Raw genomic sequence first — 24,674 nt, forward strand, 5'->3', positions numbered from 1 at the left:
CCTCAGGGACTTTCCCCCGCCGAACGCGTTTCAGAACAAACCTTTCAGCTTCTTCCAAACTTGGCCCTCCTGCCGATTCTCACGGCTTCAGGGCATTGCGCCTTCTGCGGATCCGTTGCGCTGACCGAAGTCAGGCCCGTTTCCCTCTCGTCCTTGGCCCCTTCAGGGTTTTGCACGCTACCGAGATCGGTTGCCGTTACCGGCGCCTGCCGCTCTTGCCTTTTACTTGAAACGCTTGCGCATCTCAACCGAGACTTCAGCGGGTTTTTCCCTCTGTTTCGTGTGCCGTGCCTTGCGGCCCGACTTTACCCTCTTGGGTGTTCGCCCTTCAGGGTTTTCTTCCTGCCCGGAGACTGCCACTGCTTCCAGTGGGTTCCCTGCTTTCCGTTTCGACGGCACTCAGGTTTTGCTCCCCGGTCAGGCTGGCTTCTCTCAACTTGCGTTGAACGCCGCCCCTCTTGGGTTTCTCTCCGGGGGTTGCACCCGGAACCTTTGTTACGCTTCTTCGCTTCACCGAAGTTCGTATACTCAAGATACTAAGAAAAGGTTATGAATGTCAAGAATAGTTTATGATTTTTTTAAAATAATTTTAATTTTTATCAATTTAAACGTGATCAGTCGCACGTAAAATTGTGGGTATGCTTGATCATTTCAGACTCAACAAGCACTAGATATCCACACGCATATAAGTTTTTTCGCATGATGCCAAGTCGAAGTTTCTCTATTTTGTTAAACTGCTGATATGTCTGAATTTCACTTTTTACTCCCCCCAAACTCCCAAATCAACAACCATTGGCAGCCCCTGCTCTCCGAACTCATTCAAGCGGCAATTGACTATTTTGGAGAACAGCTTCTAGCAGTCTATCTGCTCGGCAGTATCGGGCGCGGTCAGGAACAGATCGGCAGCTCCGATTTGGATTTAGAATGGGTGCTCGACCACAAAGCCACAGAATCTGAACAGCTCTGGGCAAAAGAACTTTCTGAACAAGTCCTCTCAAACTGGCCGGATTTGCTTAAAATCGACCTGGACTTGCTTGCCCTTGAAACTTTGCAAGCGCCAGAGTCAAAGCGTCTGAGATTTATTTTTGCAAGTGATGGCATCCAACTTTGGGGGCAGAAGATTTTAAGCGAGAGCGAAACCTGGCAAGCCGGCCCAGAATTGGCTTGGCTACTGAACAGCCACTTTCGTTGGGCACGAAGCACTGTCCTCGAAAGCCTGCACAATCCAACCCTTGAAGAACAAAAAAATCCCCGTCATGTCGCGGAATGTCAGCATTGGATTTCAAAACAGGCTTTGAGATTGGGGCTGGGCTTGGCCATGTGTAAGCATCCCGTCTATACCCGAACTGTGGCAGAAATGCCGTCTCTGATTGGCAGCATTTTGCCAGAACTCTCTGATCTAATGCAAAATGTTTATGCAAGTTACCAAAGCCCAACAAATGATCTTGATTTAGCTCTCTCCTTTATGGGTAGCCTGGCTCCCCTCTACCAGAGGGCTGAGGCGCAATGGCCCAAGCCATCAGAATAAATGCATGAAAAAGCACACCTGCATGTGCAGATCCAAGAGAGATTCAGGATTGATACCAATTGAGGGGGAAATGGGTTTCAGACATCGGTTTTTTTAATAAATGACAATAGGCCTCTTCTTGTTCAGCAAAATAAGAACAGCTCAAGCACAGGCCTTCAGCTTGGATCAAATCTTCCAATTGAAGTTGATGAATAAATTCCAAGAGCGCGCGTAAGAATTGAACCTGGTGTCCATTGGGAATCTGCCCCAAACTCTGCAAAACCTTATCTGAAAAACTTTCAAGCTTTTGCGCACAACTTTTGCCAAAATCTGTTAAACAAAGATATTTTTGACGCTGATCCTTGGGATTGCTCACTTTGTATATAATCTTGTGTTGGGTCAGGCTCTGCAAAGAAATAGACAGGGTAGATTTTGAAAGTGATAGTTCTTTGGCCAGATCCGTCAAAGTCAACGGGTCAAGACTTCTTGCGATTTTTTGAACAATTCTACGCTGTAAGGGACTGAGTACCAGCTCTTCGAGCAGCAGAGGTGAATGAAAAAAACTCTGAATTCTTTCAAGGGCAGAAAAAATGGCGCTTTCGAGGCTTGGCGTTTTCTTTTCAAGATCTGCTTGCGCCATTTTTTCAAAACCCCATCTGCCTTAAAGATTTAAAACTTCACCCTTTAGAGAAGCCACTTGACCCATAATAGCAGAAAGATCGTCGGCAGCTACGCCTCCCCCCTGCAAGGTGGCCTGCAAATGCTCAGCAACCGCCATAAAATGTCCTTCATTTAAAGACAAATGAGCATGTGCTTTGCGCATATCTGCCCCTTTATATGTTTTGGGGCCGCCTAATACTTCTGAAATAAAGGCCGTCTGATGCTTGCGTTGACGTTCCATATCCGTATTCTTAAACAAATCCTTCAGACGATCATCAGCCAGGATTCTTTCATAAAATTGATCCACCAAAGCACGGACAGTGGGTTCTCCGCCATATTTTTCGTAAAGTGTCGTCATTTTGCATCCCTTTTTAGTTTGTGGTGCTAATTATTTGCACTACTAACTAAAATATTCAATTTCAACACAAATGTCAATCTCCAAATTTGCTCCCAGGTTTATAGATTGGATCTAACTCGCGAAAAGAAAGAGATTCATTGCCACAAAGCCGATCCAAAGACGGTAAAGGCAATCCTTGCAGTCATAAACTGAGAAATAGGCAGACATGATAAAATGCAGTATCACATTTACCAAAGAGGTGTCGGGCATGAGTGAAAATGGTGGCGGCAAAACCTTCGACCAGTTGAGCTGGGACGAACTGATGGAATTTGAAGCTAAACTCAGCCAACCGCTCAGTTTGAGCGAAGCAGAAATCAAGCGCTTTAACTATCGCACCATTCTTTATAAAATGGATCAACAAAACTATGTGATTCCCTTGATTGCCGAAGATCCCAATTCTGGGCAAGCCTTTCTCAGTTCTATTCTCAATGAAATGGCTGCCGATGAGTATCTGATTATTGGCAAAGAACGCTACGAGATCAGCAAAAAAGGCCGGGCTGAACTTGAAACCATGGCCGAACAATACCACTCTCTGGTAGAGCATTATGATATCTTTGCCCATGTGGATATCGACAATTCCTGCTTTTTAGAGCCCGGCGATAATCCAAAAGAACAGATCATGATTGATGGGCAGTCCTATGATCGTTTTATCGATCTGCGTGTGGCGATTATGCGCTTTAAGGGCATTGCACCCTTTGACATGGTTTTTCTCAATTTACTGCGCGAAGGCCGGATCGGTGCCAAAGAAAACTGGGAGTTTGACCTGGCCCTGGGCAAAGTTCTCTATGCCGAGGTTGAAGAGATCATCAACTCTGCTTATACCGTTAAAGATTTGACCGACCTAGGCAAAACCAATGAGAATGGAGAAATTCCTGGTTCAGATATTCTCAAAGACGTGATTGTAGCGGGCAATCAGATCAACCAGGAACGCAAACTGGCCCAGGAAGCGCCCCGTCGCAATGATGCACCTGAAGTCGCTCAGAACCAGAATACTATTCAGGTCACCCATTATAGCGAACCTGAAATCTTTGTAGACTATGTCTATGAACCCGTCAGCTATTACTCCTTCTACTATGATCCCTTTTATGTGGAACCTTGCTGGGGCTATTACCACGAACCCTGGTACTGGTAATTAAGTCTGCTCCCAGGGGCTGTCGAGATTGAGCACAATATCCTGCCCACTCACGACAGGCCCTTCGGGATTGATATGCAGTTTCTGTTCCTGCAAAAAGACTTCCATCTCGAGGATTTCCTGCTTGATTTGCTCAAAGGCTTTGCGCACCGCCGGGCTTTGCTCGACCTCTGGTGCAATCAAGGCCCTTTGTTCAATCAATTGGCGCATGCGCCGCTCACCTTTGCGGGTTTCTTGCAGGGCCATGGTCTGTCGCCAGATTTTTCGCGCACAGGAAAGATCCAAAAGGGTAATCGCCGCTTCGGGCAAATATTGTCGGCGAGAAGAATCCTGCGCCAGACGAACGGCCATCTGAATCGCATCAGGGGTCAGGCTAACGCGGTGATGGGTTTCCAGCCGCGATTTCCAATGGCTCAGCACCCGTTGACAAAACTCCTTGGGAGGTTCCGGCACCTCGAGAATCTGAAAGAGATGTTGGATCGGCGTATTGGCCTCCAATTGAGCCAATTGTGCTGGCGTGGTGGTGGCAATACAGGTCGTATGGGGCTCTTCCAGCAAGGTCAGCAGGTGCTGGGTAATCACAAATTCCATTTCTTTTTTATTGGCCAAAAAGAGCTGGTGAATATTTTCTATCACCAGGATAATATCTCCCGACTGGCGCACTTCACCAATCAGCGATTGGGTCAATTCATAGAGTTTTTCATCCGTAGCAGCTTCGGCAATCATCTTATCGACCTGCAGGCAAATCACCCGGCAATGGGCAAAGGCATAAAAGATCCGTGAATCGAGAATATGCTGGTTGAGGGCATGAATCAAAGCGGTTTTACCCACTCCATGTTCTCCCACCAGCAGCACATTGTGCTTGCGGTTCATGCCCAGAAACTGAATCAGGCGTTCGACCATCGGCTGCCACTCCACCACCATGGGCAGAGCACCGGCTTCCAGCTGGCGGGTCAGATCCTGACTGTAGCGATCCAGACTGGCTGTGCGAATGGCCAAATTTCGCTTCTGATAGCGCAGACGCAGCACATTCCAGCGCAAATGGGCAAGATGCAGGCCCCCTTTTTCAAGTGCATGCAGGCTTTTGCCTTCACTCAATTGCACCAGGCCCAAAAGGATATGATCGGGATCGACTTGGGCTTCGCCGAGCAGACTGGCTTCTTCTTCAGCCAGTTCAAAAATCGTGCGCACATCTTCAGAGAAATGTATTTCCATGCCTGGACTTTTGCGAGAGCCAGGTTCGGTTTGCAAATATGTTCTCACGGCTTGAAAATCGACCTGCTTGGAATTCAGCAGTTCCACAGCAATATTTTCAGGGTCGCGTAAAATACCCAAAAGTACATGCTCAGGAGTCACCAGGGAATTATAAGAACGGCGGGCTTCTTCCTGGGCATACATCACGGTTTTCAGGGCCTGGGGTGAAAAGTGCTCAAGCATGGGGCTGCTCCCTAAATTGATCTTGTATCAGAGCCAATTGATCATTGGCTGCGGCTGCACGCCACAAACGGCTGCACGACTCACAACGGCCACAGTGTAGGGGGCCTTCGCGGTAACAGGACCAGATCAGATCCAACGGAACCTGCAGGCGCAGAGCGGCTTGAAAAATTTCGATTTTGTTCAAATGCCCCACTTCGCTGCGCACCTCGGGTTGGCTTTGGGTTGAAAAAGCCAAAGCATGGGTAATGGCCTGACTGAATTGGGGAGTATTATCCGGAAAGGTCGCTGCTTCTTCTGCGTTAAAACCCGTCAGAATCACCGTATCACCGCCACTGTCGGCAAAACTGCCGGCGATATTGATTAAAAGCCCGTTGCGATTGGGCACCCAGACCTTCTGGGCTGAGTTTAAGGTCACACCGGCAATCGAATCCAGTTCAGAAAGTGCGACGTCTGGAATCTCCGTATCGGAATCACTGGAAAGTGCGGTCTGCGTAATCGCTCCCAACCAAGGTAGCTCGATAATCTGCAAGGGTATCTGATAATGTGCTGCCAGGGCCTGAGCGCGCTCTCGCTCCATGCCTGCAGCCCGTTGGCCATAATCAAAGCAAAGCGCCAACCTGACCTTTTGACCTCGTTCTAGCGCCAAGGCCAGCCCCACGGTTGAATCCAACCCTGCAGATAATAAGACAATTGCTGTAGACACCCCAAAGCTCCTTGTAAAGATTGGTATCACTTTACAGCTTTTACAGGGGGTTCAGCAATTCTTTTCAAGAATCAGCGAGAATACAACCGTTGACCAACACAGCAAAGAAGGCTTAAAAGTACACTTGGGGAGAAGACCGGAATCGTTTTTCTATGAAGAATACGCACGGAGCGGATATCTACCTGCCTGGCCGAGCGCTCTTAAGCAAATACACTAATAATGACCGGTCACCATATCCAGGGTTGTATAATCCCGATGGTTATACCGGCTTTTGACCGCACCAATGCCAGAACCAATCGTCACCACGGTTCCGACCACAGCACCTGCCACAGCCCCGCCCACGACCACCGTACGCATGCTGCTCTTGATACTCTGGCCAATGGTGGAGCCCAAGGCTTTGGCCTTGCCAACCACTCCTGTTGCAGCCTGAGCAGCAACCTCTGCCCCCTTTTCAACCACCGTTTCAGCCGCTTTTTCAGCCGTTTTTTCAGAAACGGTTTTAATCCCGTTTTCGAGTACGGTTTTGCCAATAAACATGGCTGTCAGCGTGGTTGCCATTTCGCCAATGCCTTTGACAATCCCGGTCTGCCCTGCATCTTTCAGGGTGTTGATCGTGCTTTTCCAAGGGGCTTTGACCCCTTCCCAAGTGGTATTGGTCTCATTGTTGATATGCACCACTGTGACTTTTTTATCACCCAAACGGCCGACATAATTAACTTTGATGCGATCCAGATTCAGTGCGCCGCCCTGTTCAGGTGAGCCATAGGCCACATACAGATTGTCTTGTTCATCTTTGAAATAGATTTCATCAATAAAATTCTGATCGGTAATCGATTTGGCCTTGGCCAAGTCAAAATCCTTAGAAACCTTGTGAATATCCGTGAGTTCATTGCCGCCAATATACGCAACAGGATTGGAAGTATTGGAGGTAAACCCTTCTGAGAGCACTTGCGTCACTGCAGGAATGACATCCGGTTCAAATTTACTCGCAGCCAATTGATCCATCAGAAAACGGGCTTCGCTTTTATCCAGTTTCTGATCCTTCAGCGCCAGCTCTTTCCACTGCTGAAACTGGGTCTGATCAATTTTACGATCTGTCAATTGGCTGAGCGTGTTCTGCAAAGCCTGGATAGGGCCAATCGCATCTGTCATGGGGCACTCTCCTTCATCTCTCCTGTATAGTCACTATCCCCCAAGACAAGGCTGGCCTTGTCTAACTTGAAGAAAACTTAAACTAAACTTGAAACAAAATTGAAAATATTCATAAAAAAAGAAGGCCGAAGCCTTCTTAAATGATCGTTTAGGAACAATGCCTAGCTTAAGCCATTCAAAACAGCTTTTGAAATCGCCTTCAAGGTTGCAAAAACACCTTGACCACTGAAAGCAACGGCTTCGAAATAGGGAACGCCTTCAGGATTCATGGCACGTTCAAGTTCTTCAATCGCCATGGCATCGGGTAAGTCACGCTTATTGTATTGAATGACCCAGGGTATTTTGCCCAAGACCATGCCATAGGAAGCGAGGTTCTCAATCATGTTCTGTTTACTATCCACATTTTCCTGAAGCTTTGAGCGGGAAGAGTCTGCCACAAAGACCAAACCATCAGCCCCATTCAAAACCAGACGACGGCTGGCATTGTATTCAACCTGTCCTGGAACGGTATACAGACTGAATTTGGTTTTAAAACCTTGAACACTGCCCAAATCAAGCGGCAAAAAGTCAAAGAACAGGGTACGTTCATTTGCAGTATTCAGAGATACCATCTCACCACGAATAGTCGGGCTCAATTGTTTGTGCAAATATTCGAGGTTGGTGGTTTTCCCCCCCATCCCCGTACCATAAAATACGAGTTTACAGTGGATTTCGCGACTTGCGTAGTTTATTAGCGCCATGGTCCCTGCCCTACCTGGGATTGACCCATATTCTTGATCTCTTCACTGATACGTTTTGTCATTTGCTGCGTTTTGAGTTTGATCATCCCCAAAGTGGTCCGCTCATCAAAAATGACGGTGATTAAGTCTTGAGAGTCAAGCAGAGAGATAAACAAATTCAGACGATCTCCCTGTTGAAACATCGTTTTAAACTCGGGTTCACCGAGTAAACGTGCAATTTCACGGGTAGATGAAAATGCACCGACAACCAGCGCAGAGAGGGCCATCACGTGAGGAGATTCCTCACCCACCATCGCAAGGTGCTGTCCACTCTTCTCTACCAGAAGAATGGAGCGGGCATTGGCTTCGGAGAATAACTCCTGCAGCAACGCAGTTATTTTGGTAATTCCCTCAGGGGTAATTACCATGCTACTGAGTTGAGGGTTTAGCATACTAATATTTCAACCTTAAACTTCTATTTTAAGTTCATCTACCCAATGTTGAATCGGTGCAGAAAACCGCTTTTCAACTTTTTGCATGACCTGTTGAATAAAGGTCACCCCGTATATAGGAGCAATCAGATCAATCATCAGTTGCAAATAGCCACTGAATACTTGTTTCTGCTCTTCAAATGTGAATGTGCGGATTTTGTCACCCACAATTCTACCACTTTGTAGTTCGATATTCCAGTTTTTTTCTTCAACAAATTTTTGAAGACGCCCTGCAATTTCCTCCTTCAACTTTAAGCCACTGATGGATTCAAACTCACTGAACAAGATATTTGCAGTTTCGAGAAAAAACTGCTGAAGTTCGACACGTTCTTCCCCAATCAGCTGAACCCGCTGAAGTTTTTCAAGCTCTACAAGGGTTTCAGCCAAAACAGAAAGATCCAAAGATGATGTTTCGGCCAACTGTGAAAGTTTAAGCGCACTGTGGCCTGTGAGTAACTTAAGAATTTCTACCTGTTCAGAACTTAAGTCATCCAGCAAAGGAGGCTCCTGCTGAAGTTGAATGACCGTATTGACTGAAAGTAAAGGGTAAATCCGCGTGAGTTTGCGCCAATTTTCAAGATGGGCAATGCCATTTTGAATCAAAGCATCCAATTCACTGCTGATGGTTTGTTCGGGCATCTCTTCAGTTTCAACAAACTCAAATTCAGCAGCCGGGTCATAGGTCATCAGATTAAATACGGCTTTCTCACCCTGTAAGCCTTCGCTTACTGCGTGATGTAACTGCCCTTGACGGACATAGATTCTACTTTGTATGGCTTTAAAGGTAATCAATAGATAGCCTGTTTTTTGACCATGCACAACGATACGGAGGACGTCAGGCAGGCTAAAATCAGCAAAGCGACCGCTAAACTTCATTCCACCACCGCTACCAGAACAGATTCATTCTGAGCATAGGATTCACCCGCAGCCGGATAGGGAATTTCAAAAGCTCCCTTTTTCCAAATCGTGCGCTTTTGTTGAACCAATTCTTCAATCTGCTCAAGAGAAACCCCCATGGCATCATTGTGCCCAACCATCCAAAGGCGAATATGCTGGCATTTATCCAGGAATTGTGACAAAGCCTGTAAATAGCTGTCGGGGTCGTGAAAGGGCTGCCCCAATTTGGCCTGTTCTGAAGGGGGCAAGATGCCCTCTAAATTAATCTGCGGGGTTCGCCGGGTCCAACATTCAGCCAATTCGGTTTTGCGATTGGTATTGCGCAGCCCATTCATGCCTGGTGGGTAGATCCAGATCAGGCTGTCTTGGGGTAAATCAGGCACCAACTCATAGGCATCCATGCAATAGGAGACATTCGGCATTTGGTTGTCACAGACAAAATGATTGACCTGCTGAACATAATGCTTCAGAACCTCCTGTGCGGGCAGAGGTTTGGGCTGTAAATAACTTTGATTATAATTCAGCCAATAGTTCATGGTGAGATAGACTGCATGGTAGGCCAAAGCCTTTAAATTGGCATTTTCACTGAATTCAGGGTAGGTATTGATATTCTGCCACCAAGCCCCCAACCAGGAGGCTTCATCCTTGGTGAAATAGTGATCTCCCCAAGCTTGAAACAGGGCATGTACAGAAGAATCCGTGGGCGCAATCATGGCCTGGTAATGTTCCGGGGTTAAAAAATCTGAACTGTTTTCAATCGATGCGCGGTTGCGCCAATAATGTGTCTGAAGAACATCACAGGCAAAAACTTGAAAGCCTCTGCGCTTAAAGAAAAGGGAAGCACGTCCTGCACCGGCAAAAGGGTCACAAAAAAGCGTAAATTCTATCTGGGCATCGGTCAATTCCTGCCAAAGCCAACCTCCAAGTGCACACTTGGAACTGTCAAGAGCGCTCATCATCATTGCAATGGATCCCTTCCTGTCACGTGTAAATAAGATACCATAAATTTATTGTTTTCGCTGAACGGAGAAAGCAGCCAATTCTTCAAGCGCCTGTCGGGCCGGACTTTCCGGCAATAATGCCAATGCTGAAACAGCTTCATCGACATATTCTTGGGCCAGTTTATGACAGGAATCAAGGGCCTTACTTTCAACCACGATTTCAATAGCTCTTTGTAAATCTTCGTCATCAACAAAACGGGTATCGATCAAGCGCTGAAGCTCTTCAGCATGTTCAGATTCCTGCAAGGCAAACCACGTGGGCAAGGTAATCTGACCCTGTGCCAGATCATTAAAAACTGATTTTCCGGTTTCCCGCTCGCTCACCGTAAAATCAAGAATATCGTCCATAATCTGAAAAGCCAATCCGACTTGATGACCATACTGATACAGCGCCTTCTGAATCGCTTCATCAGCCCCGTTGATAATGCCTGCTCCCTGACAGCCAACGGCCATCAACAGAGCCGTCTTACTTGAAATCTGTTCAAGATATTCAGCTAAAGATATTGTACTTTTGAAGCGTCTTTGAAACTGTGACAATTCTCCGTTACACATATCCATCACCATTTGCGAGAAAATGGTATTGAGTTCAACACTGGCAATAATCGAAACATAATAACAAGATCGGGCCAGGAGAAAATCTCCGGCTAAAACCGAGGTGCGATTGCCCCATTGTTGGTTTACAGTGGGCAAGCCACGGCGCAGATTGGAAGCATCGATAATATCGTCGTGAATCAGGGTGGCTGTGTGCAAAATTTCAAGCGCCATCGCCAAGAGATAATGGGGGCGCTCCAATTCAACCTCTTGATTTAAGGTGGCCTTGGCACAAAGCAAAGCCATGACCGGGCGCAAACGCTTACCACCCGCTTTCATCAAATGTGTGGCTGCTGCGATGAGCGTGGGATCATAGACTTGAAGTTCACTGATCATGATCGATTCAAGACTGTTGAGATCTTTCTCAAGCAGTTTGAAAAAACTGTGTTGCTGTATGGCTGATTTCATAACACTGGGTATTGTATCATGAGTAAAGCTTAAGAACGCATGGGATTTAGCAATGGAACGTCTGACAGGTTCAAACAAAATTTACTGGATTCATCTTTTACTCCTCACCTCTCTTCTCGGCGCGTGTGTCGTCAACCCCACCGCAACAACTCCTGATGCCACAAATCTGAAATTGCCGGATTTTGAAGACCTTCTACCAGATGGCCCCACCACGATCAACGCCCCCGTAGCCAACCCTTTGGATACCCCTCAGACAGGTAAATTCGCTGCAACACTGACAAGTTTGGGAGTCAGACTCAGCACCACAGAACTCAATACCCTCAAACGGCTGATTCAGATCAAACCCACAGGCAAATGGTCACGCACCCGCACACAAAACGCGGCTCAAACCCTGAGCGCTAATTTTAAACGCTTTGGTTCTCTGTTTCAGCCCCCCCCCAATAATGAAGAAGACTACCAACAACGCGCCGTCAGTTTTGCAGAGAAAGAAAATATCCCCTATTTTCTCGACCTGCAATATTATCTCGATTCAAACCAGTTTCTGGTGATTCGCTGGGATTCAAAAACAGGGGAATTTGTTGGAATTCAACCGGACGGCACCCTGATCAATTACCTTGTAAGTTTTGCGGTCAAGTCTCCCCGTTATGTGGAGATTGATCTTTAGCCTTTGGCGGCTGAAAGCGTTTGTTCAAAATTACGGGCGTGATCCGCATCAATAAGCGCATATTCAAAATCACAAAACTGAAAAACAGAATCGCTTTCAGCGCAGCTGAAGCTGGAGCCACCAAAATCAGCCAAACGGGAAAGCCCACCCCTACCAAACAGGGCAAACTGAAAACCACCAGCAGTGGCAGATAAAAACCAGCCCCCCATTGTCCCCCATAGCGGGTTTGGACCAAAAATGAAAGATAAAAATTCACCAAAAGCGCAACAATCAAGGCAGCGGCGAGGGGAATGATCTGGGCTGAATGCATGAACAAAGCTTTACATGAATAGATTGAAAGATACAGGCACAAAAAAATAAAAAGTCGGAGCGACTGGATTCGAACCAGCGACCTGATGGTCCCGAACCATCCGCGCTACCAAACTGCGCTACGCCCCGAATGATTCGTATTATAACATCGGCCGGCAATGAATGGTAGCACTTCAAAGCACCGTTTCAGCCTGCTTTAAGATGAATGCCTCCAGTGATTCGGTACAGTGCGAAGGAATAATCTGCGTCTCAGGAGAAATTTCGTGAAAGGCTCTGATCTTGATTAAATCCTGTTTGTACTGCACGCGATCATTCATAATCGCCATGGCGACAGGATGCGGCAAGTGAATATTTTGCCAGCCCTCTTTTAGCCAACAGGCATCGGCAATCAGAAAACAGCGCTGTTCAGATTCCAGTTTCAGCAAAACGCCCATCTGCCCTGCAAAATGGCCTTCCAAAGGAATCAATAAAATGCTCTGATCGCCAAACAGGTCATAGGTATACGCGAAGGGTTCAACAGCGGCAACGCGCAAGGGGCTGTTTTCACGATCAATCAAAAGCGCACGCTTTTCAAAATCATCGGGCAATAGACCTGGCAAAAATCCCATACGTGTGGCTGACAAGCCACGCAAGGCTCTTACCTTTTCGTATCCAGATTTCAAACAGACCAGACGGGCCTTGGGAAAATCGCGCAACCCGGTCACATGGTCGCCATGAAAATGTGAAATCAAAATAGTGTTGATTTGCTCGGGCGAGATCCCCCGGCTTTCCAATTGCGCCTTCGCGGTTTCTTCAGGCTTTAAAAAGACGGGCGTTAACTGGGCATAAAGCTTGGCAGGATAGGTACGCGTTTCCTCAAAAAAGCGAGTACTGTAGCCTGTATCAAAGAGCAGATAGCCTTGCTGGGGATGCTCAATCAAAGCAAACATAGAGGGAAATTGGCAGGTTTCTGAGGAAGCCCCTCGCAAAACCATATTTTTGCGATGGGTACAATATCCCCCCTTCAAAAGGCTCAGTTTTAACATGGTCTAATAGCGCGGAACGGAAGGATCAATTTCAAGTGACCAGGCTTCAATGCCCCCGGTTAAATTCTTCACCTGTTTGAAACCTTCCTGTTTAAAATACTCTGCAGCTCCCCGGCTGCGTCCCCCCAAGTGACAGGAGAAAATGATCAGTTGCTCTTTGTCCCAATCCTTTAAAATTTCATCTGCCAAGGCTTCTGTCAAATGGCGACTGCCTGGGATCTGGCAAATTTCACGTTCAAACTCTTCGCGCACATCGATTAAAGGGGGGGGCTGATCGGATCTGAGTAATGCTGCGACCTCTTGTACAGAGATTTCAATTTCATCTTCCACGGCCTGACTCCTGCAAAGAATTGCTTTTTTCAGTTTAGCATCTGCGAAACCTATTCACGTTATAATTCTGGTATGCAATGGCTGAAGAAATTTCTGAACCCCTCCCAAGAAAATCATTTTTTTTCATTGGAAAAAGAGTGCTTTCGTGCTGAGTATCTGCAAAGTTTGGCCCAAAACTTACTTGAAACGCCCTATCTGGCAGACAATGTTTTAAACCAACGTTTTGCCACCACACAAGGGTTTTCCATCATTTTCAGGCCCCAGCATCTGCCCAAAGTACTTCTAGAATTCCCCTTGCTTGAAACCTATCTCGCCCACATCATGCGGCCAGAATATAACCTCTATTATTTAAATGCCCTGTCTTTGCGAGAAAATTCGCTCGTAGAACGGCATATCGACCACAGTATCCGTGGGTATGGCATCGATTTACCCTATCCCAAACAGGTCAGTGTGCTCTATGTGGTCATTCCAAAGATGGAAGGAGGAGACCTGCAACTCTATGATCCCCAGGAAAACCCTTTGGCCTTGATTACACCACAAACCGGTCTAAAAGTGAATTTCAGAGGAGATCTCAAACATACCATTCTGCCCGTAAAACGCCTCGCTGAAAGCCATCAACCACGCCTCAGTCTGGTCTGCGAACAGTATCATTTAAGCCCTCAGGATTTAGAACGGGTTCCAGAATTCACCCTCAAATCCACTGTCGATTTTAAAACTTTTTTAGACAGCGAAGTCTCCTGATTCTGAGCTTATTTCAAACACGTTTTTTGTTTGAAGCTTGAAATGCGCGTCTTAGAAGCACTAGAATTTAAATTATCCGCCCCTGCAACAGGAGTTCTCGATGTTAAAAAAATTTATATGCTGTTTTTTCAGCCTGGGTCTGTGCTTTGGCTTAAGTGCCTGCAAACCCTCAGAAGCCCGCAACCAACAAGAATCGGCAAAATTTCCTGTTCAGAAAACCAATGCGGAATGGAAAAAAATACTTTCGCCTGAAGCCTACCATGTATTGCGCGAACAGGGTACAGAGCGGGCCTTTACAAGCCCCCTGCACTCAAAAAAAGACCCTGGAATTTACTATTGCCGCGCATGCAAACAACCTCTGTTCAGTTCTCAAGACAAATTCAACTCCGGCACAGGCTGGCCCAGTTTTACCCGCCCCTTGAAAAAAGAGCAGATCGGCACCTCTCTGGATCACAGTCTGTTTGGTTCAGAACGTACTGAAGTTCACTGTTCCCGCTGTGGAGGGCATTTGGGCCATGTCTTTGCTGATGGACCGGCCCCCACAGGCTTGCGATATTGCATGAATGGGGTTGCACTTGAATTTAAAGCGGGTCATCCTGTCTCTCCCTGATCGAAAAACCCAAGTCTAGATAGAACTTTGACGGTTCTTTGACAGTTTTCGCCATGCCGTGACGATTGAGCCGTTCCTCCTTTCTACAATGACATCAGAACACGATGTTTATGATGTTTAAGAATAAGGAAAACCCTATGGCTCAAGAGACAATGCGCCGCCCTCAGGCTCTGCCTGAATTTAAACCCACCCCCCTGAACCCCGGTCAATCCAGATTTGAAGTCAGCAGTTGGACCTTTTTCGCTCTGATGCATTTGGCTTGTTTTGGGGCTCTGTTCACGGGAGTCAGCCCGATCGCCTTGGGGGTCATGGCAGCCCTCTATTTTGTGCGCATGTTTGCGATTACCGCCTTTTATCACCGCTATTTCTCGCATCGCAGTTTTAAAACTTCGCGCCTTGTCCAATTTTTATTTGGCCTTTTAGGCGCAAGCGCTGCGCAACAGGGCCCACTCTGGTGGGCAGAAAAACACCGGCACCACCACTATTATTCTGATCAACCCGAAGACATACATTCCCCATTGCAAAGTGGTTTTTGGATGAGCCATATTGGTTGGATCCCCTTAAAATCAAGTGTTGGCACCAATTACAGTAAAATCCCTGATTTGGCCAAATTCCCTGAATTGGTATGGTTGAATGAAAACCATATCCTGGCTCCAGTTGCCCTGGGTCTCTTGACTTTTTTATTGGGAGAAGGACTTGCCCATTTTGCCCCCGCCTTAGGCACCCATGGGTTTCAAATGCTGGTTTGGGGATTTTTTATTTCAACCGTGATTCTCTACCACGGGACCTTTACGATCAATTCACTTTGCCATGTCTGGGGTTCCCGCCGCTATGCCACTGGTGACGGCAGCCGGAACAATTTCTGGCTGGCACTGCTCACCCTGGGTGAAGGCTGGCACAATAACCACCATTACTACGCCACCTCTACACGGCAAGGATTTTATTGGTGGGAATTGGATATCTCCTATTATCTGCTGCGACTTTTGGGACTCTTTAAGCTCGTCTGGGGCTTCAAGAAAATTCCTGAACACCTCAAAAATCGCCATTTAAAAGCATAAGCCCCTCAGCATACGCAAACACCTTGGCCGGACAGGATTGTCCGGCTTTTTTTCGAATTTAAAATTTAGCGCAGGAAAAAGCCATTGGAATTGATCCAGTCGGCATAAAGGGTAAAGGCCAGGGGTGCGGTAATTCTCAAGAGAAAAGTAGGGCCTGCTGGTTGCGGATAAACGGGAAAAGCCATGTCCACGCCTAAAATCGAGCCTGTCGGCGTAATCGCATTGATGCCGATTCCCAAACTGAACTGCATCAGACGGGGATTTAGGCTGTCTCGCCAATAGGCACCCTCATCCATAAACAGATTCGCATCAAAGGCCCAGCCTTCAAGATAAGTCCCCAGTTCTTTCTGACCTGTGAATTTTTCAAACAGGGCATCCAGTTGCAGAAGCGTAGGCCGGTAAAACAAATGAAATTCCTGGGCCGTACGCACACTGTGTTTTTCTGTAATTGAATATTCCCGTGCGCCACGCACCAGCCAATTCCCCGTATTGAGAAAGCCCCTGTAAAAAGGCACGTTCTGCCCAAAAGTCGAGCCCAGCGCATTGCGAAATAAAAACGTTCCCTGCCAATTATCTTCCATCCAGGGCGACCAAAAAGAAAAGCCAGATGCCGTTCCCTGAAGATAGCGTACATCGCCCAAACTCCCTGCCAATTGAAAACGTAAAAAATTTCCATTGCGGGGAATAATAAAATCGTCGACATCGCTGAAAATCAGGTTCATAGAGGGCAAATACAGAAGATCACTTTGCCGCCCACTTTGGCTGAGGGGGGGATTGGGGGCCTGATTATCCGGCCCATTAAAAAAAGTATCCTGAAGAATACTTAAATTTGCGACCCCTCTTAAATAGCGATGGGATTCGGGATCAGACCAAATCGGAAAACCCGAATAGAAATCGCCTCCAAAGCTCTGAATCCAGGTCAGTTGGTTGGGGTCTGAGCCCAATCCCCGGTAGATATAATCCACTTTATTGTATTGATTAAAACCTGCGGTGACACCGGGCCAGGGCAAATCATTCGAGGAAGCCCCCACCACATATTCCCAGTCCTGAACCAGATTGGAGCTTGAGCTGAGCAGGGGAATATTGTTCCGTTTGACCATCACCCGAAAAACAGAGCCTTCGAGCAGGTAATTGTCTGTAATCACCCCGGCGGTCAGGGCCGTACCGACAATATTATTGATCGCGATATTCCCCGTCGGAATAATCGCAGAAGACGTGAGAATTTCAACTTCCAGACCAATTTTGCCAGCCCCCGTTGAGCTAAAATGCAGCGCCAGAGGCAGAAATTGGTTGTGTTCCAACCAATGCAAATCCTGCAAAATCGCTTGATAATCAAAGGGGCTTCCTTCTTCTGCTGGGTATAAATTATGTCTTACCAACCAGCGCTGAAGTGGGGTGCCCCCCTTAATCGTCATGCGCTCAAGCATGATCGGATCATTAAAATGTTCCTGAATCGAAATTTGAGGCTGTTTAGAAAAAAGGTTTTGAACCTGAATCTGCACATTGGGATTGCCTCTCTGCAGATACAAATCCTGCAAAAAGCTGCTCAATTGCGCCTCAGCCCCCGGCAATTCTTCAGCCGTGGAGAGCCATTCTAAAATCCGTTGTTCCAAATAGGCTGAGGGGATTTGCTCAGGAGTATCGATAAACCTCAGTACGGGCGTCTGAAAACGTTCAGCAGCAAGCCCCGTAGGAGCATGAGCCCATGTTCCCAGTAAAATACCAAGACTGAAACAAAGCTTTTTGAAATGCTTAGGCATCACGCCGAACTGCGCGTTCAATCTGGCGTTTAATATCCCGTTCCTGCAGGGCATGGCGTTTATCAAAGAGTTTTTTTCCGCGCGCCAAGCCCAGTTCAACCTTCAGCCAATTGCGGTTCCAGTAGAGTTTTGTCACCACCAAGGTCAAACCTTTTTCTTGAATTTTACCAATCAGCCTGCGAATTTCTCGCTTATGTAATAGCAATTTGCGTGGACGGACGGGATCGTGGTTCATGATATTGCCATGGGTATAGGGGCTGATATGCATCCGATAGACCCAAATTTCCCCGGATTCCACTTGGGCATAGTTGTCCCGCAGGTTGACCTGGCCTCCACGAATGGATTTAACCTCAGTACCTGTCAACGAAATACCACATTCAAAGGTTTCAAGAATTTCATAATCGTGATAGGCTTTGCGATTAACGCTTACCACCCGATCTGGTGCTTTGTTTTTATTTGCCATTTTTTGCCATTTAAAGTCGTGGGACTGTTTGCCCATTTATTTCCAGGTCATTCTAACATATTCCATCTGGCCGGTTCAGAATCAGGTAAAGCCTGAGAAAAGGATGAATTTTTCCCAAGGAACGGTTTGCACAGCAGATTTAACCCTTCAGATTCTCGAACGGATCTCCAATATTACGTTTAAAACACTGAGAATTTTGGGAAAAAACAGGAAGTTCCTAAAGACAAACCTTTTGAAAAAAGGTACAATAATTATTAAGTCTAGATTATGGATATATTAAGCTAATGGAACCAACCTTGGTCCTTAAAACCCAAAGTTTCGCACTTCGCCTCTACAGCCTCTTGCGCGATCTGGATCCCTCTCGCTGGGGAAGCGTTCGCAAAAAAAATATTACCCACCAAATCATTGAACTTGAAGCCGAAGTGCACCGACTCTACGATCAAATGCAGAGCGTCCTGCTGACGCTCGAAGAGCAGGAAATCAAAGAAGCTCCCCTGACTGCGCTTCAGGAAACCCTCAAACCTGTGGGCAGCCTCTTGACCCAACTGAAAGATGTACACCAAGTAGAGCATCTTTCCTATGTCAATCTGTATACCCTGAGCAAACGACTTCAAAAAGCTTATCAGCGTCTTTCTGTGATGATGGAAGCTTGTCAGACTCCCATTCCCCATCTACGCCCTACCAATCTTACCCGTTCAGTTTTTCATGCGGCGAATGCAGTCTCGATCTTATTTATGATCGCCCTTGTTCCCAGCTTTGATTGGATGTTCTGGATCGCTCTGGCGTTTCTGGTTTTCTGCATCTTCACAGAAAGTCTCAAAAGAATTCATCCCAGCTTAAAAGCCCAGGTCATGCGCATTTTTGCACCGATTGCACACCCCCATGAATATGATAAAGTCAATTCTGCCACTTGGTATGGGGTCGCCCTGCTGCTGCTTTCTATGATGCCTTTGCCCTTGGGCATTGTCGCCGTCGCAGTGCTGGGTTTTGGAGATCCCGCAGCAGGTTTAATCGGCCGTAAATATGGCAAAATTCCGATGCCAGGAAACCGCACCCTCGAAGGCAGCATGACCTTCTTTTTGGTAGGTACTTTGGCTGCAAGTATCAGTCTGACCCTGATGCACCCCCTGCCTTTATACGTGAACCTGATCGTTTCGGCCGCTGCGGCCTTGACGGGTGCACTCGGTGAATTTCTGGGCAAATACCCCGATGATAATTTAAGTATTCCCCTGACCTCAGCAGGCGGAGCGGCCTTGGCTCTCAGCGTCCTGGGAATCTTCTAAACGAAAACTTATCAGGCTCCCAGGTAGTTTTAAGCGCAGAGCTGTGCTATATTTTCTCAATCAAGACGCAAGAACGCTCTGAAGCAGATTGCTTCTGACACGACGCAGTAACCCTGATGGAGGCAACCAGATGAAACTCAAAAAAATAGGACTCTCAACGCTCCTCTTTGGCTTTAGCTTATCTGCCAGCGCAGCCATTTTAGAATTTGAGAATACGCTTGAAATACCTTCCTCACAACAGGATTCCCGTGTCAAATCCCAAATCAGCCTGCTCAAAAGTGAAGGCAAGCTCTTGGATTCTGCGATTCATGCGATTGAAAACATGCCTGTTTTACGCACCCATTATCTGAATCGGTTTGAATTGGAAGGTCTGGTGCTTAAAGTTTCAAAACGAAGAGAAAAAAAGCTTGGGACTCAAGCTTCAGGCCCCCAAAAACGGGTTCAAGCCCTGGAATTAAATACCGATCAAATTCTGCTCTATTTCAAAAATTCAGATCTTGAAGAGCAACTGCTCGAAAGCTATGCACTGCTCAGAATGCAGGAAAATGCTATTTTGAAAAGCTTGGAAACGGCAAAGCTCACCCCCAATGAGCAGGAAATCAAGCTCAATGAGCTGAAAAAATGGACCCTGTTTGAACAAGGGCTGAAAACCTTTGAACAAAAAAATTGGAAAGACGCCTTTGCTTTTTTTAACCAGGTACTCAAACTGGATCCGAAACTCGCAGAGGCCTTGAATATGCGCGGCAGAACGCGAATCTCCCTTAACGATTTTAAAGGCGCACTCAAGGATTTCACTGCAGCCACCCAATTTAAATCACAGTATGCCTCTGCTTATTTTAACAAGGCCGTCGTTTTCAGCTGGCTCAAACAGAACAAACAGGCTTTAGAGGCCTTGAATCAGGCCATCGCTTATAATCAGGACAATGCACTGTACTACAATAACCGGGGCGCTTTACACAATACCCTGGGCCAGTTCGCAGATGCCGAACTGGATTTTTCACGGGCTGTCAGCTTGAGAACCCAGGAAGCCCAATTTTATCGCAATCGCGCCAAAACATGGGAATATATGCGCAACCTCGACAAGGCACAGCTTGACTATACCAATGCCGTTAACCTTGCACCCTACGAGCCCAGCTATCTGGTCGAACGAGGAAAGGTCAGAGCCCAGCAGAAAAACCTCAAGGGCGCATTGCATGATTTTACCAAAGCCCTCTTTCTCGAACCTGACTATGTCGAAGCCCTCTACAATCGGGGGCAGGTCTATACGGATATGAATCTCCGACATCTGGCAGTTTCAGACTTTACCCGTGCGATTGAACTTGAGCCCGAATCACCGTTTTTCGAACATCGTGGGATTGTGCACCGCATCAGTCTGGATCAACAAAAAAAAGCTGCAGATTATACGGTTTTGATTCAACGCCATCCCAAGGTTTTTCAATATTACTTTGAACGTGGAGAAGCTTACCTCTACAGCCGTCAAGCCGCCAAAGCCCTGGCGGATTTTGAAACCGGTATGCGTTTGGCGCAAAATGAAAAAAAATTAGCGTCTGAACACTATTTCTACCGTGGCTTGGCGTATCGGGAATTAAAACGATGCGATGCAGCCACGAAAGACTTTAAAAAAGCTTGTGATATGGGGTTGTCTGAAGCCTGCGACCATACTTGTGGTAAACAACCTGATGCAACGGCCATGCCAGCCCAACCCAAAGCGTCTGAACCCCAGAGCGAAGGCTTGGAATAGCCCTAAAGTCTGGCTATCAGGCTGTCTGGCTCAGGTAAATCCCCTTCAAGAATGCCCACCCTTTTCAGGCTGTCGAGCACTTCCTGAAGCATCGAGACTGAAATTTGAGCTTCTGTTGCCCAAAAGACGCTTTCAAACCATTCTTGGGTTTGAACAGGATCCAGTCCATAGCGTTGGCTGGCATAGGCCACAGATTTTTCAGGCGCAGCCATAAACTTTTGGGTTTGTGTATAGAGAACGTCCAAGAGCGCTCTCAGGTTCTGTGAAGCAGAGGCGATCAGTTCTTCGCGCGCAGCGATTACAAAGGATGGCCAAGGGGTTGGAAATTCACCCAATCGTTTTAAATGCCCTGAAGCAATCCGGGGAGCGGTGGTGTATTTCTCCCAGAGAAAAGCACTGGCACTGCCATCACAAACTGCTTTTTCAAGCGGGTCAATGCCCCCTGCCACAAAAAACTCCAAAGCTTCACGCGGGTGCCACCCCTGCTCAAGCGCAAAGAGCATGGCCATCAAATGTGAACCACTGCCAAAGCGGCTGATGGCAAAGGTCTTACCATGCAACTCGGAAAGCGATTTCAGGGGCGAATGGGCTGCCACATGAATGCCCCAAACCAGAGGAGAGGGAACATAGGCCCCGATCAGCCGGGTGCCGCCATGCCGAAGCATATCACTGAGGATTCCTTCGGTCAGAACCACTGCCAAATCCAGCTCGCCAGCGCGCAGATCATTGCACATCGCGCCCGTACCTGTGGGATACAAGATAAATTCCACTTGCAGACCCGCCCGCGCAAAAGCACCTTCCTCAATGGCCTGATGCCAAGGAGAGTTAAAATGTTCAGGCACGCCGCCTACTCGCAAAATCGCCGTCATGATGAGCCTCATACAAAGTAAAATTCAGGTTAAGTTTTATTATAGCTCCTCACTGAAAAAACTTGACCCCTGACGGCAATAAAATTTGTAAATTTTACACTTATGCTTTCTCCTCCTGAAAAAGTCTTTCGCTAAGGTATACTGCTCGACATGCAAAACGCGTCTATATCCTACCCTCCTGTCAGCCGCTGGGCCTTGGGCAGTTTGCTCACCCTCCTCTTTCTGGCAGCCATCGATACCACCATTCTCTCTACAGCGATGCCCCGTGTCATCGCCAAACTGGGAGGCGCAGATCTCTACCACTGGGTATTTGCAGCCTTTATGGTGGCCTCTACTGTCGCCACTCCTTTTTACGGTAAATTCGCAGATCTCTTGGGTATTCGCCGATGTATGCTGGTCGCAGCCAGTCTTTTTCTTGTGGGTTCGGCTCTCTGTGGCGCCTCGCAAACCATGCCCCAATTGATCGGCTCCCGCGCACTTCAGGGCCTGGGGGCTTCTGGCCTGATGGGGCTGACCATGATTGCCTTTGGGGTGCTATTCCCCCCCGAACAGAGAGGCGCAAAGCAAAGTCTGGTCAGCATCGTCTGGGGTTTATCAAGTTTGGTGGGCCCGCTTCTGGGTGGGCTCTTGGTCAGTGTCATGAGTTGGCACTGGATTTTTTGGCTCAACCTTCCCTTGGGCTTGGTGACCCTCTTGGTTTTTTCGCTCAGCTTTCCACAACAGCGTCTCTTAAGCGGGAAAAAGCCCTTTGATGGGTCAGGGGCAGCGCTGTTATTTTTGGGGTTGAGTTTACTGATGTTTTGTCTGGCTGCGGGCCAGCTCCAATTGTGGCCCCTGGGCTTATTGGCGGTGGTTTGCCTCTTGATTTTCTCACGGCGGCAAACCACCCAACCTGATCCCCTGATTCCCCCTCATTTTTTTAAAAGCAAATTGATCAATACCAGTTTGGGCCTGGCCATGGTTACCAATATCGCCATGTTTACCGCCCTGACCTATGTGCCCCTGTTTATACAGGAAGTGATGAAAGCATCACCAACCGCAGCAGGCATGGTGCTTACGCCCATGATGCTGGCCTGGCCCTTGGCCAGTGCAGGTGCTGGCTTAAGGGTCAATCGCATGGGATTCAGACGCCTGGTCATGCTGGGGGCGATTTTGATGTTGGTGGGTTTGAGCTGCTGGGCCTGGTTGGATCTGGCCCAGCAACCGCTGTGGTTGATCGCCATTTGTTCAGCTTTTATAGGCTGTGGCATGGGCATGATAACCTCTATGCTGGTGATCGCAGTGCAGGTAGCCGTTCACCAGGGAGAAATTGGCACGGTGTCTTCAGTCTTGAATCTCAGCCGCAATATTGGCTCATCGGGTGGGGTCAGTAGCTTGGGAGCGTTACAGGCCTTGCTGGTTCACTCCATGGGCATGGGGGGCTCCCTCAAGGTCGTGTTCATTTTACTCTGGGGCATGGGAGTGATCAGTCTCATTCTCGCCAGCCTGATTCCAGCCAAAACCCCCACTGAAGTGGCTGAAGAAAGACAAACCCTTGAGACTTAAACGCTGAGCACCTCAGCCGCAGCAGGCATAGCTTCACTCTTGCGAAAATCAGCAATAAAGACCCGAATCGCCGAGGCAATCTGATCGTAGGATTTTAATTCACGCAAATGGGCCTTGAGGTATTTGACATTGCGCACGCCATGAAAATAATTGCCATAGTGTTTGCCCATTTCAATAATGCCCCTGCGCTCCCCCTTGTAAAGAATCGAAAGGGCAAGGTGTTCGAGCAAAACCTCAACCCGCTCATCCAATTCAGGCAGCGCTAAGCTTTCACCCGTTTGCAAAAAATGCTTGGTCTGCTTAAAAATCCAAGGATTGCCGTAGCTGCCCCGTCCAATCATCACAGCATCCACGCCTGCTACCTGCAGCATCTTTTGCGCATCCTGAGGGCTAACCACATCGCCATTGCCAATCACGGGTATTTTCACGGCTTTTTTGGCCTCTCCGATCAGCTCCCAATTGGCCTGACCTTTGAATTTCTGCGTACGGGTACGGCCATGAACGGTTAAAGCCTGAATGCCACAAGATTCAAGCATTTTGGCAATTTCTACAATCGTAATCTCGCTATCGCACCAACCCAAACGGGTTTTGGCCGTCACAGGAATATTAACGGCATTGACCACGGCACGGGTAATTTCTTCCATCAATTCAGGCGTTTTTAAAAGACCGGAACCTGCGCCACTGCCCGCCACATGCTTGGAAGGGCAACCAAAATTGATATCGAGAATATCTGGGCCCGCAGCTTCGGCAATTTTTGCGGCTTGGACCATACTGGCCACACGGTTGCCATAAATCTGAATGCCAATCGGACGCTCTTCATCCAGAATTTTGAGTTTTCCCACAGCCTCGCGAATATCCCGAATCAAGCCCTCAGAGCTTACAAATTCGGTATAGACCATATCCGCCCCCTGACGCTTGCACACCAAACGAAAGGCCAAATCGGTGACATCTTCCATCGGAGCAAGAACCACGGGAGTCTGCTCAAAGTTCAGGGGGCCAATACGCACGTAAATCACCTCAAAGCTATGGATTGGGAAGGAAAAAACTCGCTATAAGAATTATGTTCCGGAAAGGCACCCCACGACAAGAATTTCTAAATAAAGATTAAAGATTAAATAAACTTAAGTAAAACCCTGACAAGTTCAGACTTTTTATCCGGATAGAATATTTAACCACCGCGT

Annotated in this window: 26 protein-coding genes and 1 tRNA gene; 9 read left to right on the forward strand and 18 right to left on the reverse strand. The window is 47.5% G+C overall.

Features of this window, described 5'->3' with window-relative positions:
• Positions 1-742: 742 nt before the first annotated feature.
• Positions 743-1,528, forward strand: a complete 786-nt coding sequence (locus COW20_01960; GenBank protein PIW50535.1) for a hypothetical protein — start codon at positions 743-745, stop codon at positions 1,526-1,528.
• A 43-nt stretch (positions 1,529-1,571) separates the two neighbouring features.
• Here COW20_01960 and COW20_01965 read toward each other — a convergent pair whose 3' ends face one another.
• Both COW20_01965 and COW20_01970 read right to left on the reverse strand, forming a co-directional pair.
• Positions 1,572-2,147, reverse strand: a complete 576-nt coding sequence (locus COW20_01965; GenBank protein ID PIW50536.1) for a hypothetical protein — start codon at positions 2,145-2,147, stop codon at positions 1,572-1,574.
• A 21-nt stretch (positions 2,148-2,168) separates the two neighbouring features.
• Positions 2,169-2,525 (reverse strand): group 1 truncated hemoglobin, encoded by a 357-nt coding sequence (locus COW20_01970; GenBank protein ID PIW50537.1) that lies wholly within the window; start codon positions 2,523-2,525, stop codon positions 2,169-2,171.
• A 247-nt stretch (positions 2,526-2,772) separates the two neighbouring features.
• Here COW20_01970 and COW20_01975 point away from each other — a divergent pair, with 247 nt between their 5' ends.
• A complete protein-coding gene (locus tag COW20_01975) occupies positions 2,773-3,696 on the forward strand; it encodes a hypothetical protein (GenBank protein PIW50538.1) in 924 nt (307 codons plus the stop codon).
• Here COW20_01975 and COW20_01980 read toward each other — a convergent pair whose 3' ends face one another.
• The 8 genes from COW20_01980 to COW20_02015 all read right to left on the reverse strand — a co-directional run bounded on the left by COW20_01980 (position 3,697) and on the right by COW20_02015 (position 11,095).
• The gene (locus COW20_01980) at positions 3,697-5,133 is read right to left on the reverse strand and encodes a hypothetical protein (GenBank protein PIW50539.1); all 1,437 of its coding nucleotides are present in this window, start codon (positions 5,131-5,133) and stop codon (positions 3,697-3,699) included. It lies immediately after the preceding gene.
• On the reverse strand, positions 5,126-5,836 hold the full coding sequence (gene queC / locus COW20_01985; protein PIW50540.1) for a 7-cyano-7-deazaguanine synthase QueC: 711 nt from the start codon (positions 5,834-5,836) through the stop codon (positions 5,126-5,128). Before queC ends, COW20_01980 begins: the two co-directional genes overlap by 8 nt.
• A gap of 213 nt (positions 5,837-6,049) precedes the next feature.
• A complete protein-coding gene (locus tag COW20_01990; GenBank protein PIW50541.1) occupies positions 6,050-6,988 on the reverse strand; it encodes a hypothetical protein in 939 nt (312 codons plus the stop codon).
• Between the two features lie 161 nt (positions 6,989-7,149).
• A complete protein-coding gene (locus COW20_01995) occupies positions 7,150-7,728 on the reverse strand; it encodes a gliding-motility protein MglA (GenBank protein PIW50542.1) in 579 nt (192 codons plus the stop codon).
• A complete protein-coding gene (locus COW20_02000; protein ID PIW50543.1) occupies positions 7,719-8,159 on the reverse strand; it encodes a dynein regulation protein LC7 in 441 nt (146 codons plus the stop codon). Before COW20_02000 ends, COW20_01995 begins: the two co-directional genes overlap by 10 nt.
• 15 nt (positions 8,160-8,174) lie before the next feature.
• A complete protein-coding gene (locus COW20_02005) occupies positions 8,175-9,074 on the reverse strand; it encodes a hypothetical protein (GenBank protein PIW50544.1) in 900 nt (299 codons plus the stop codon).
• On the reverse strand, positions 9,071-10,057 hold the full coding sequence (locus COW20_02010; protein PIW50545.1) for a hypothetical protein: 987 nt from the start codon (positions 10,055-10,057) through the stop codon (positions 9,071-9,073). The genes COW20_02005 and COW20_02010 overlap by 4 nt, the downstream gene beginning before the upstream one ends.
• Before the next feature lie 45 nt (positions 10,058-10,102).
• Positions 10,103-11,095: a solanesyl diphosphate synthase gene (locus tag COW20_02015; GenBank protein PIW50546.1), complete on the reverse strand. Its 993-nt coding sequence runs from the start codon at positions 11,093-11,095 to the stop codon at positions 10,103-10,105.
• 52 nt (positions 11,096-11,147) lie between these two features.
• Between COW20_02015 and COW20_02020 the strand changes: the two genes are divergently transcribed.
• A complete protein-coding gene (locus COW20_02020) occupies positions 11,148-11,759 on the forward strand; it encodes a hypothetical protein (protein PIW50547.1) in 612 nt (203 codons plus the stop codon).
• Here the strand turns inward: COW20_02020 and COW20_02025 are convergent.
• From COW20_02025 to COW20_02040, 4 genes are all read right to left on the reverse strand, one after another.
• Entirely contained in the window at positions 11,725-12,069 is a 345-nt protein-coding gene (locus tag COW20_02025) for a hypothetical protein (GenBank protein PIW50548.1), read from the reverse strand. The genes COW20_02020 and COW20_02025 overlap by 35 nt on opposite strands.
• 54 nt (positions 12,070-12,123) lie before the next feature.
• A tRNA-Pro gene (locus tag COW20_02030) sits at positions 12,124-12,197 on the reverse strand.
• Between the two features lie 44 nt (positions 12,198-12,241).
• Positions 12,242-13,093: an MBL fold metallo-hydrolase gene (locus COW20_02035; GenBank protein PIW50549.1), complete on the reverse strand. Its 852-nt coding sequence runs from the start codon at positions 13,091-13,093 to the stop codon at positions 12,242-12,244.
• 3 nt (positions 13,094-13,096) lie between these two features.
• Positions 13,097-13,477 (reverse strand): rhodanese, encoded by a 381-nt coding sequence (locus COW20_02040; GenBank protein ID PIW50550.1) that lies wholly within the window; start codon positions 13,475-13,477, stop codon positions 13,097-13,099.
• An 18-nt stretch (positions 13,478-13,495) separates the two neighbouring features.
• Here COW20_02040 and COW20_02045 point away from each other — a divergent pair, with 18 nt between their 5' ends.
• The 3 genes from COW20_02045 (at position 13,496) to COW20_02055 (ending at position 15,832) form a co-directional block, all read left to right on the forward strand.
• On the forward strand, positions 13,496-14,164 hold the full coding sequence (locus tag COW20_02045; protein PIW50551.1) for an iron-regulated protein: 669 nt from the start codon (positions 13,496-13,498) through the stop codon (positions 14,162-14,164).
• Between the two features lie 100 nt (positions 14,165-14,264).
• Positions 14,265-14,774 carry a peptide-methionine (R)-S-oxide reductase gene (gene msrB, locus COW20_02050; protein ID PIW50552.1) on the forward strand — a complete coding sequence of 170 codons (510 nt, stop codon included), beginning with the start codon at positions 14,265-14,267 and terminating at the stop codon, positions 14,772-14,774.
• A 248-nt stretch (positions 14,775-15,022) separates the two neighbouring features.
• Positions 15,023-15,832 carry an acyl-CoA desaturase gene (locus tag COW20_02055; protein ID PIW50575.1) on the forward strand — a complete coding sequence of 270 codons (810 nt, stop codon included), beginning with the start codon at positions 15,023-15,025 and terminating at the stop codon, positions 15,830-15,832.
• Between the two features lie 65 nt (positions 15,833-15,897).
• Here COW20_02055 and COW20_02060 read toward each other — a convergent pair whose 3' ends face one another.
• Both COW20_02060 and COW20_02065 read right to left on the reverse strand, forming a co-directional pair.
• Complete coding sequence (locus COW20_02060; protein PIW50553.1) at positions 15,898-17,592, reverse strand: hypothetical protein; 1,695 nt, start codon at positions 17,590-17,592, stop codon at positions 15,898-15,900.
• The gene (locus tag COW20_02065; GenBank protein PIW50576.1) at positions 17,585-18,055 is read right to left on the reverse strand and encodes an SsrA-binding protein; all 471 of its coding nucleotides are present in this window, start codon (positions 18,053-18,055) and stop codon (positions 17,585-17,587) included. The genes COW20_02060 and COW20_02065 overlap by 8 nt, the downstream gene beginning before the upstream one ends.
• A 284-nt stretch (positions 18,056-18,339) precedes the next feature.
• On the opposite strand from COW20_02065, the gene COW20_02070 reads away from it, so the two are divergent.
• Together COW20_02070 and COW20_02075 are read left to right on the forward strand one after the other, a co-directional pair.
• A complete protein-coding gene (locus COW20_02070) occupies positions 18,340-19,338 on the forward strand; it encodes a hypothetical protein (protein PIW50554.1) in 999 nt (332 codons plus the stop codon).
• 130 nt (positions 19,339-19,468) lie between these two features.
• Positions 19,469-21,079 (forward strand): hypothetical protein, encoded by a 1,611-nt coding sequence (locus COW20_02075; protein ID PIW50555.1) that lies wholly within the window; start codon positions 19,469-19,471, stop codon positions 21,077-21,079.
• Between the two features lie 2 nt (positions 21,080-21,081).
• On the opposite strand, the gene COW20_02080 is transcribed toward COW20_02075, so the two are convergent.
• On the reverse strand, positions 21,082-21,960 hold the full coding sequence (locus COW20_02080; GenBank protein PIW50556.1) for an ABC transporter substrate-binding protein: 879 nt from the start codon (positions 21,958-21,960) through the stop codon (positions 21,082-21,084).
• A gap of 138 nt (positions 21,961-22,098) precedes the next feature.
• On the opposite strand from COW20_02080, the gene COW20_02085 reads away from it, so the two are divergent.
• Entirely contained in the window at positions 22,099-23,493 is a 1,395-nt protein-coding gene (locus COW20_02085; GenBank protein PIW50557.1) for an EmrB/QacA family drug resistance transporter, read from the forward strand.
• On the opposite strand, the gene COW20_02090 is transcribed toward COW20_02085, so the two are convergent.
• Positions 23,490-24,449, reverse strand: coding sequence for a tRNA dihydrouridine synthase DusB (locus COW20_02090; protein ID PIW50577.1), 960 nt, complete (start codon positions 24,447-24,449; stop codon positions 23,490-23,492). The genes COW20_02085 and COW20_02090 overlap by 4 nt on opposite strands.
• Positions 24,450-24,674 lie beyond the last annotated feature (225 nt).

This window comes from bacterium (Candidatus Blackallbacteria) CG13_big_fil_rev_8_21_14_2_50_49_14 (assembly GCA_002783405.1).
In the GTDB taxonomy this organism is placed as follows: Bacteria; Cyanobacteriota; Sericytochromatia; order UBA7694; family UBA7694.

Excerpts from the sequence above, each read along its gene's own strand:
- COW20_01960 (PIW50535.1), top strand. The coding sequence starts at position 743 with ATGTCTGAATTTCACTTTTTACTCCCCCCAAACTCCCAAATCAACAAC.
- COW20_01965 (PIW50536.1), bottom strand. The coding sequence starts at position 2,147 with ATGGCGCAAGCAGATCTTGAAAAGAAAACGCCAAGCCTCGAAAGCGCC.
- COW20_01970 (PIW50537.1), bottom strand. The coding sequence starts at position 2,525 with ATGACGACACTTTACGAAAAATATGGCGGAGAACCCACTGTCCGTGCT.
- COW20_01975 (PIW50538.1), top strand. The coding sequence starts at position 2,773 with ATGAGTGAAAATGGTGGCGGCAAAACCTTCGACCAGTTGAGCTGGGAC.
- COW20_01980 (PIW50539.1), bottom strand. The coding sequence starts at position 5,133 with ATGCTTGAGCACTTTTCACCCCAGGCCCTGAAAACCGTGATGTATGCC.
- COW20_01990 (PIW50541.1), bottom strand. The coding sequence starts at position 6,988 with ATGACAGATGCGATTGGCCCTATCCAGGCTTTGCAGAACACGCTCAGC.
- COW20_01995 (PIW50542.1), bottom strand. The coding sequence starts at position 7,728 with ATGGCGCTAATAAACTACGCAAGTCGCGAAATCCACTGTAAACTCGTA.
- COW20_02000 (PIW50543.1), bottom strand. The coding sequence starts at position 8,159 with ATGCTAAACCCTCAACTCAGTAGCATGGTAATTACCCCTGAGGGAATT.
- COW20_02005 (PIW50544.1), bottom strand. The coding sequence starts at position 9,074 with ATGAAGTTTAGCGGTCGCTTTGCTGATTTTAGCCTGCCTGACGTCCTC.
- COW20_02010 (PIW50545.1), bottom strand. The coding sequence starts at position 10,057 with ATGATGATGAGCGCTCTTGACAGTTCCAAGTGTGCACTTGGAGGTTGG.
- COW20_02015 (PIW50546.1), bottom strand. The coding sequence starts at position 11,095 with ATGAAATCAGCCATACAGCAACACAGTTTTTTCAAACTGCTTGAGAAA.
- COW20_02020 (PIW50547.1), top strand. The coding sequence starts at position 11,148 with ATGGAACGTCTGACAGGTTCAAACAAAATTTACTGGATTCATCTTTTA.
- COW20_02025 (PIW50548.1), bottom strand. The coding sequence starts at position 12,069 with ATGCATTCAGCCCAGATCATTCCCCTCGCCGCTGCCTTGATTGTTGCG.
- COW20_02035 (PIW50549.1), bottom strand. The coding sequence starts at position 13,093 with ATGTTAAAACTGAGCCTTTTGAAGGGGGGATATTGTACCCATCGCAAA.
- COW20_02045 (PIW50551.1), top strand. The coding sequence starts at position 13,496 with ATGCAATGGCTGAAGAAATTTCTGAACCCCTCCCAAGAAAATCATTTT.
- msrB (PIW50552.1), top strand. The coding sequence starts at position 14,265 with ATGTTAAAAAAATTTATATGCTGTTTTTTCAGCCTGGGTCTGTGCTTT.
- COW20_02055 (PIW50575.1), top strand. The coding sequence starts at position 15,023 with ATGCATTTGGCTTGTTTTGGGGCTCTGTTCACGGGAGTCAGCCCGATC.
- COW20_02060 (PIW50553.1), bottom strand. The coding sequence starts at position 17,592 with ATGCCTAAGCATTTCAAAAAGCTTTGTTTCAGTCTTGGTATTTTACTG.
- COW20_02065 (PIW50576.1), bottom strand. The coding sequence starts at position 18,055 with ATGGCAAATAAAAACAAAGCACCAGATCGGGTGGTAAGCGTTAATCGC.
- COW20_02070 (PIW50554.1), top strand. The coding sequence starts at position 18,340 with ATGGAACCAACCTTGGTCCTTAAAACCCAAAGTTTCGCACTTCGCCTC.
- COW20_02075 (PIW50555.1), top strand. The coding sequence starts at position 19,469 with ATGAAACTCAAAAAAATAGGACTCTCAACGCTCCTCTTTGGCTTTAGC.
- COW20_02080 (PIW50556.1), bottom strand. The coding sequence starts at position 21,960 with ATGAGGCTCATCATGACGGCGATTTTGCGAGTAGGCGGCGTGCCTGAA.
- COW20_02085 (PIW50557.1), top strand. The coding sequence starts at position 22,099 with ATGCAAAACGCGTCTATATCCTACCCTCCTGTCAGCCGCTGGGCCTTG.
- COW20_02090 (PIW50577.1), bottom strand. The coding sequence starts at position 24,449 with ATGGAAGATGTCACCGATTTGGCCTTTCGTTTGGTGTGCAAGCGTCAG.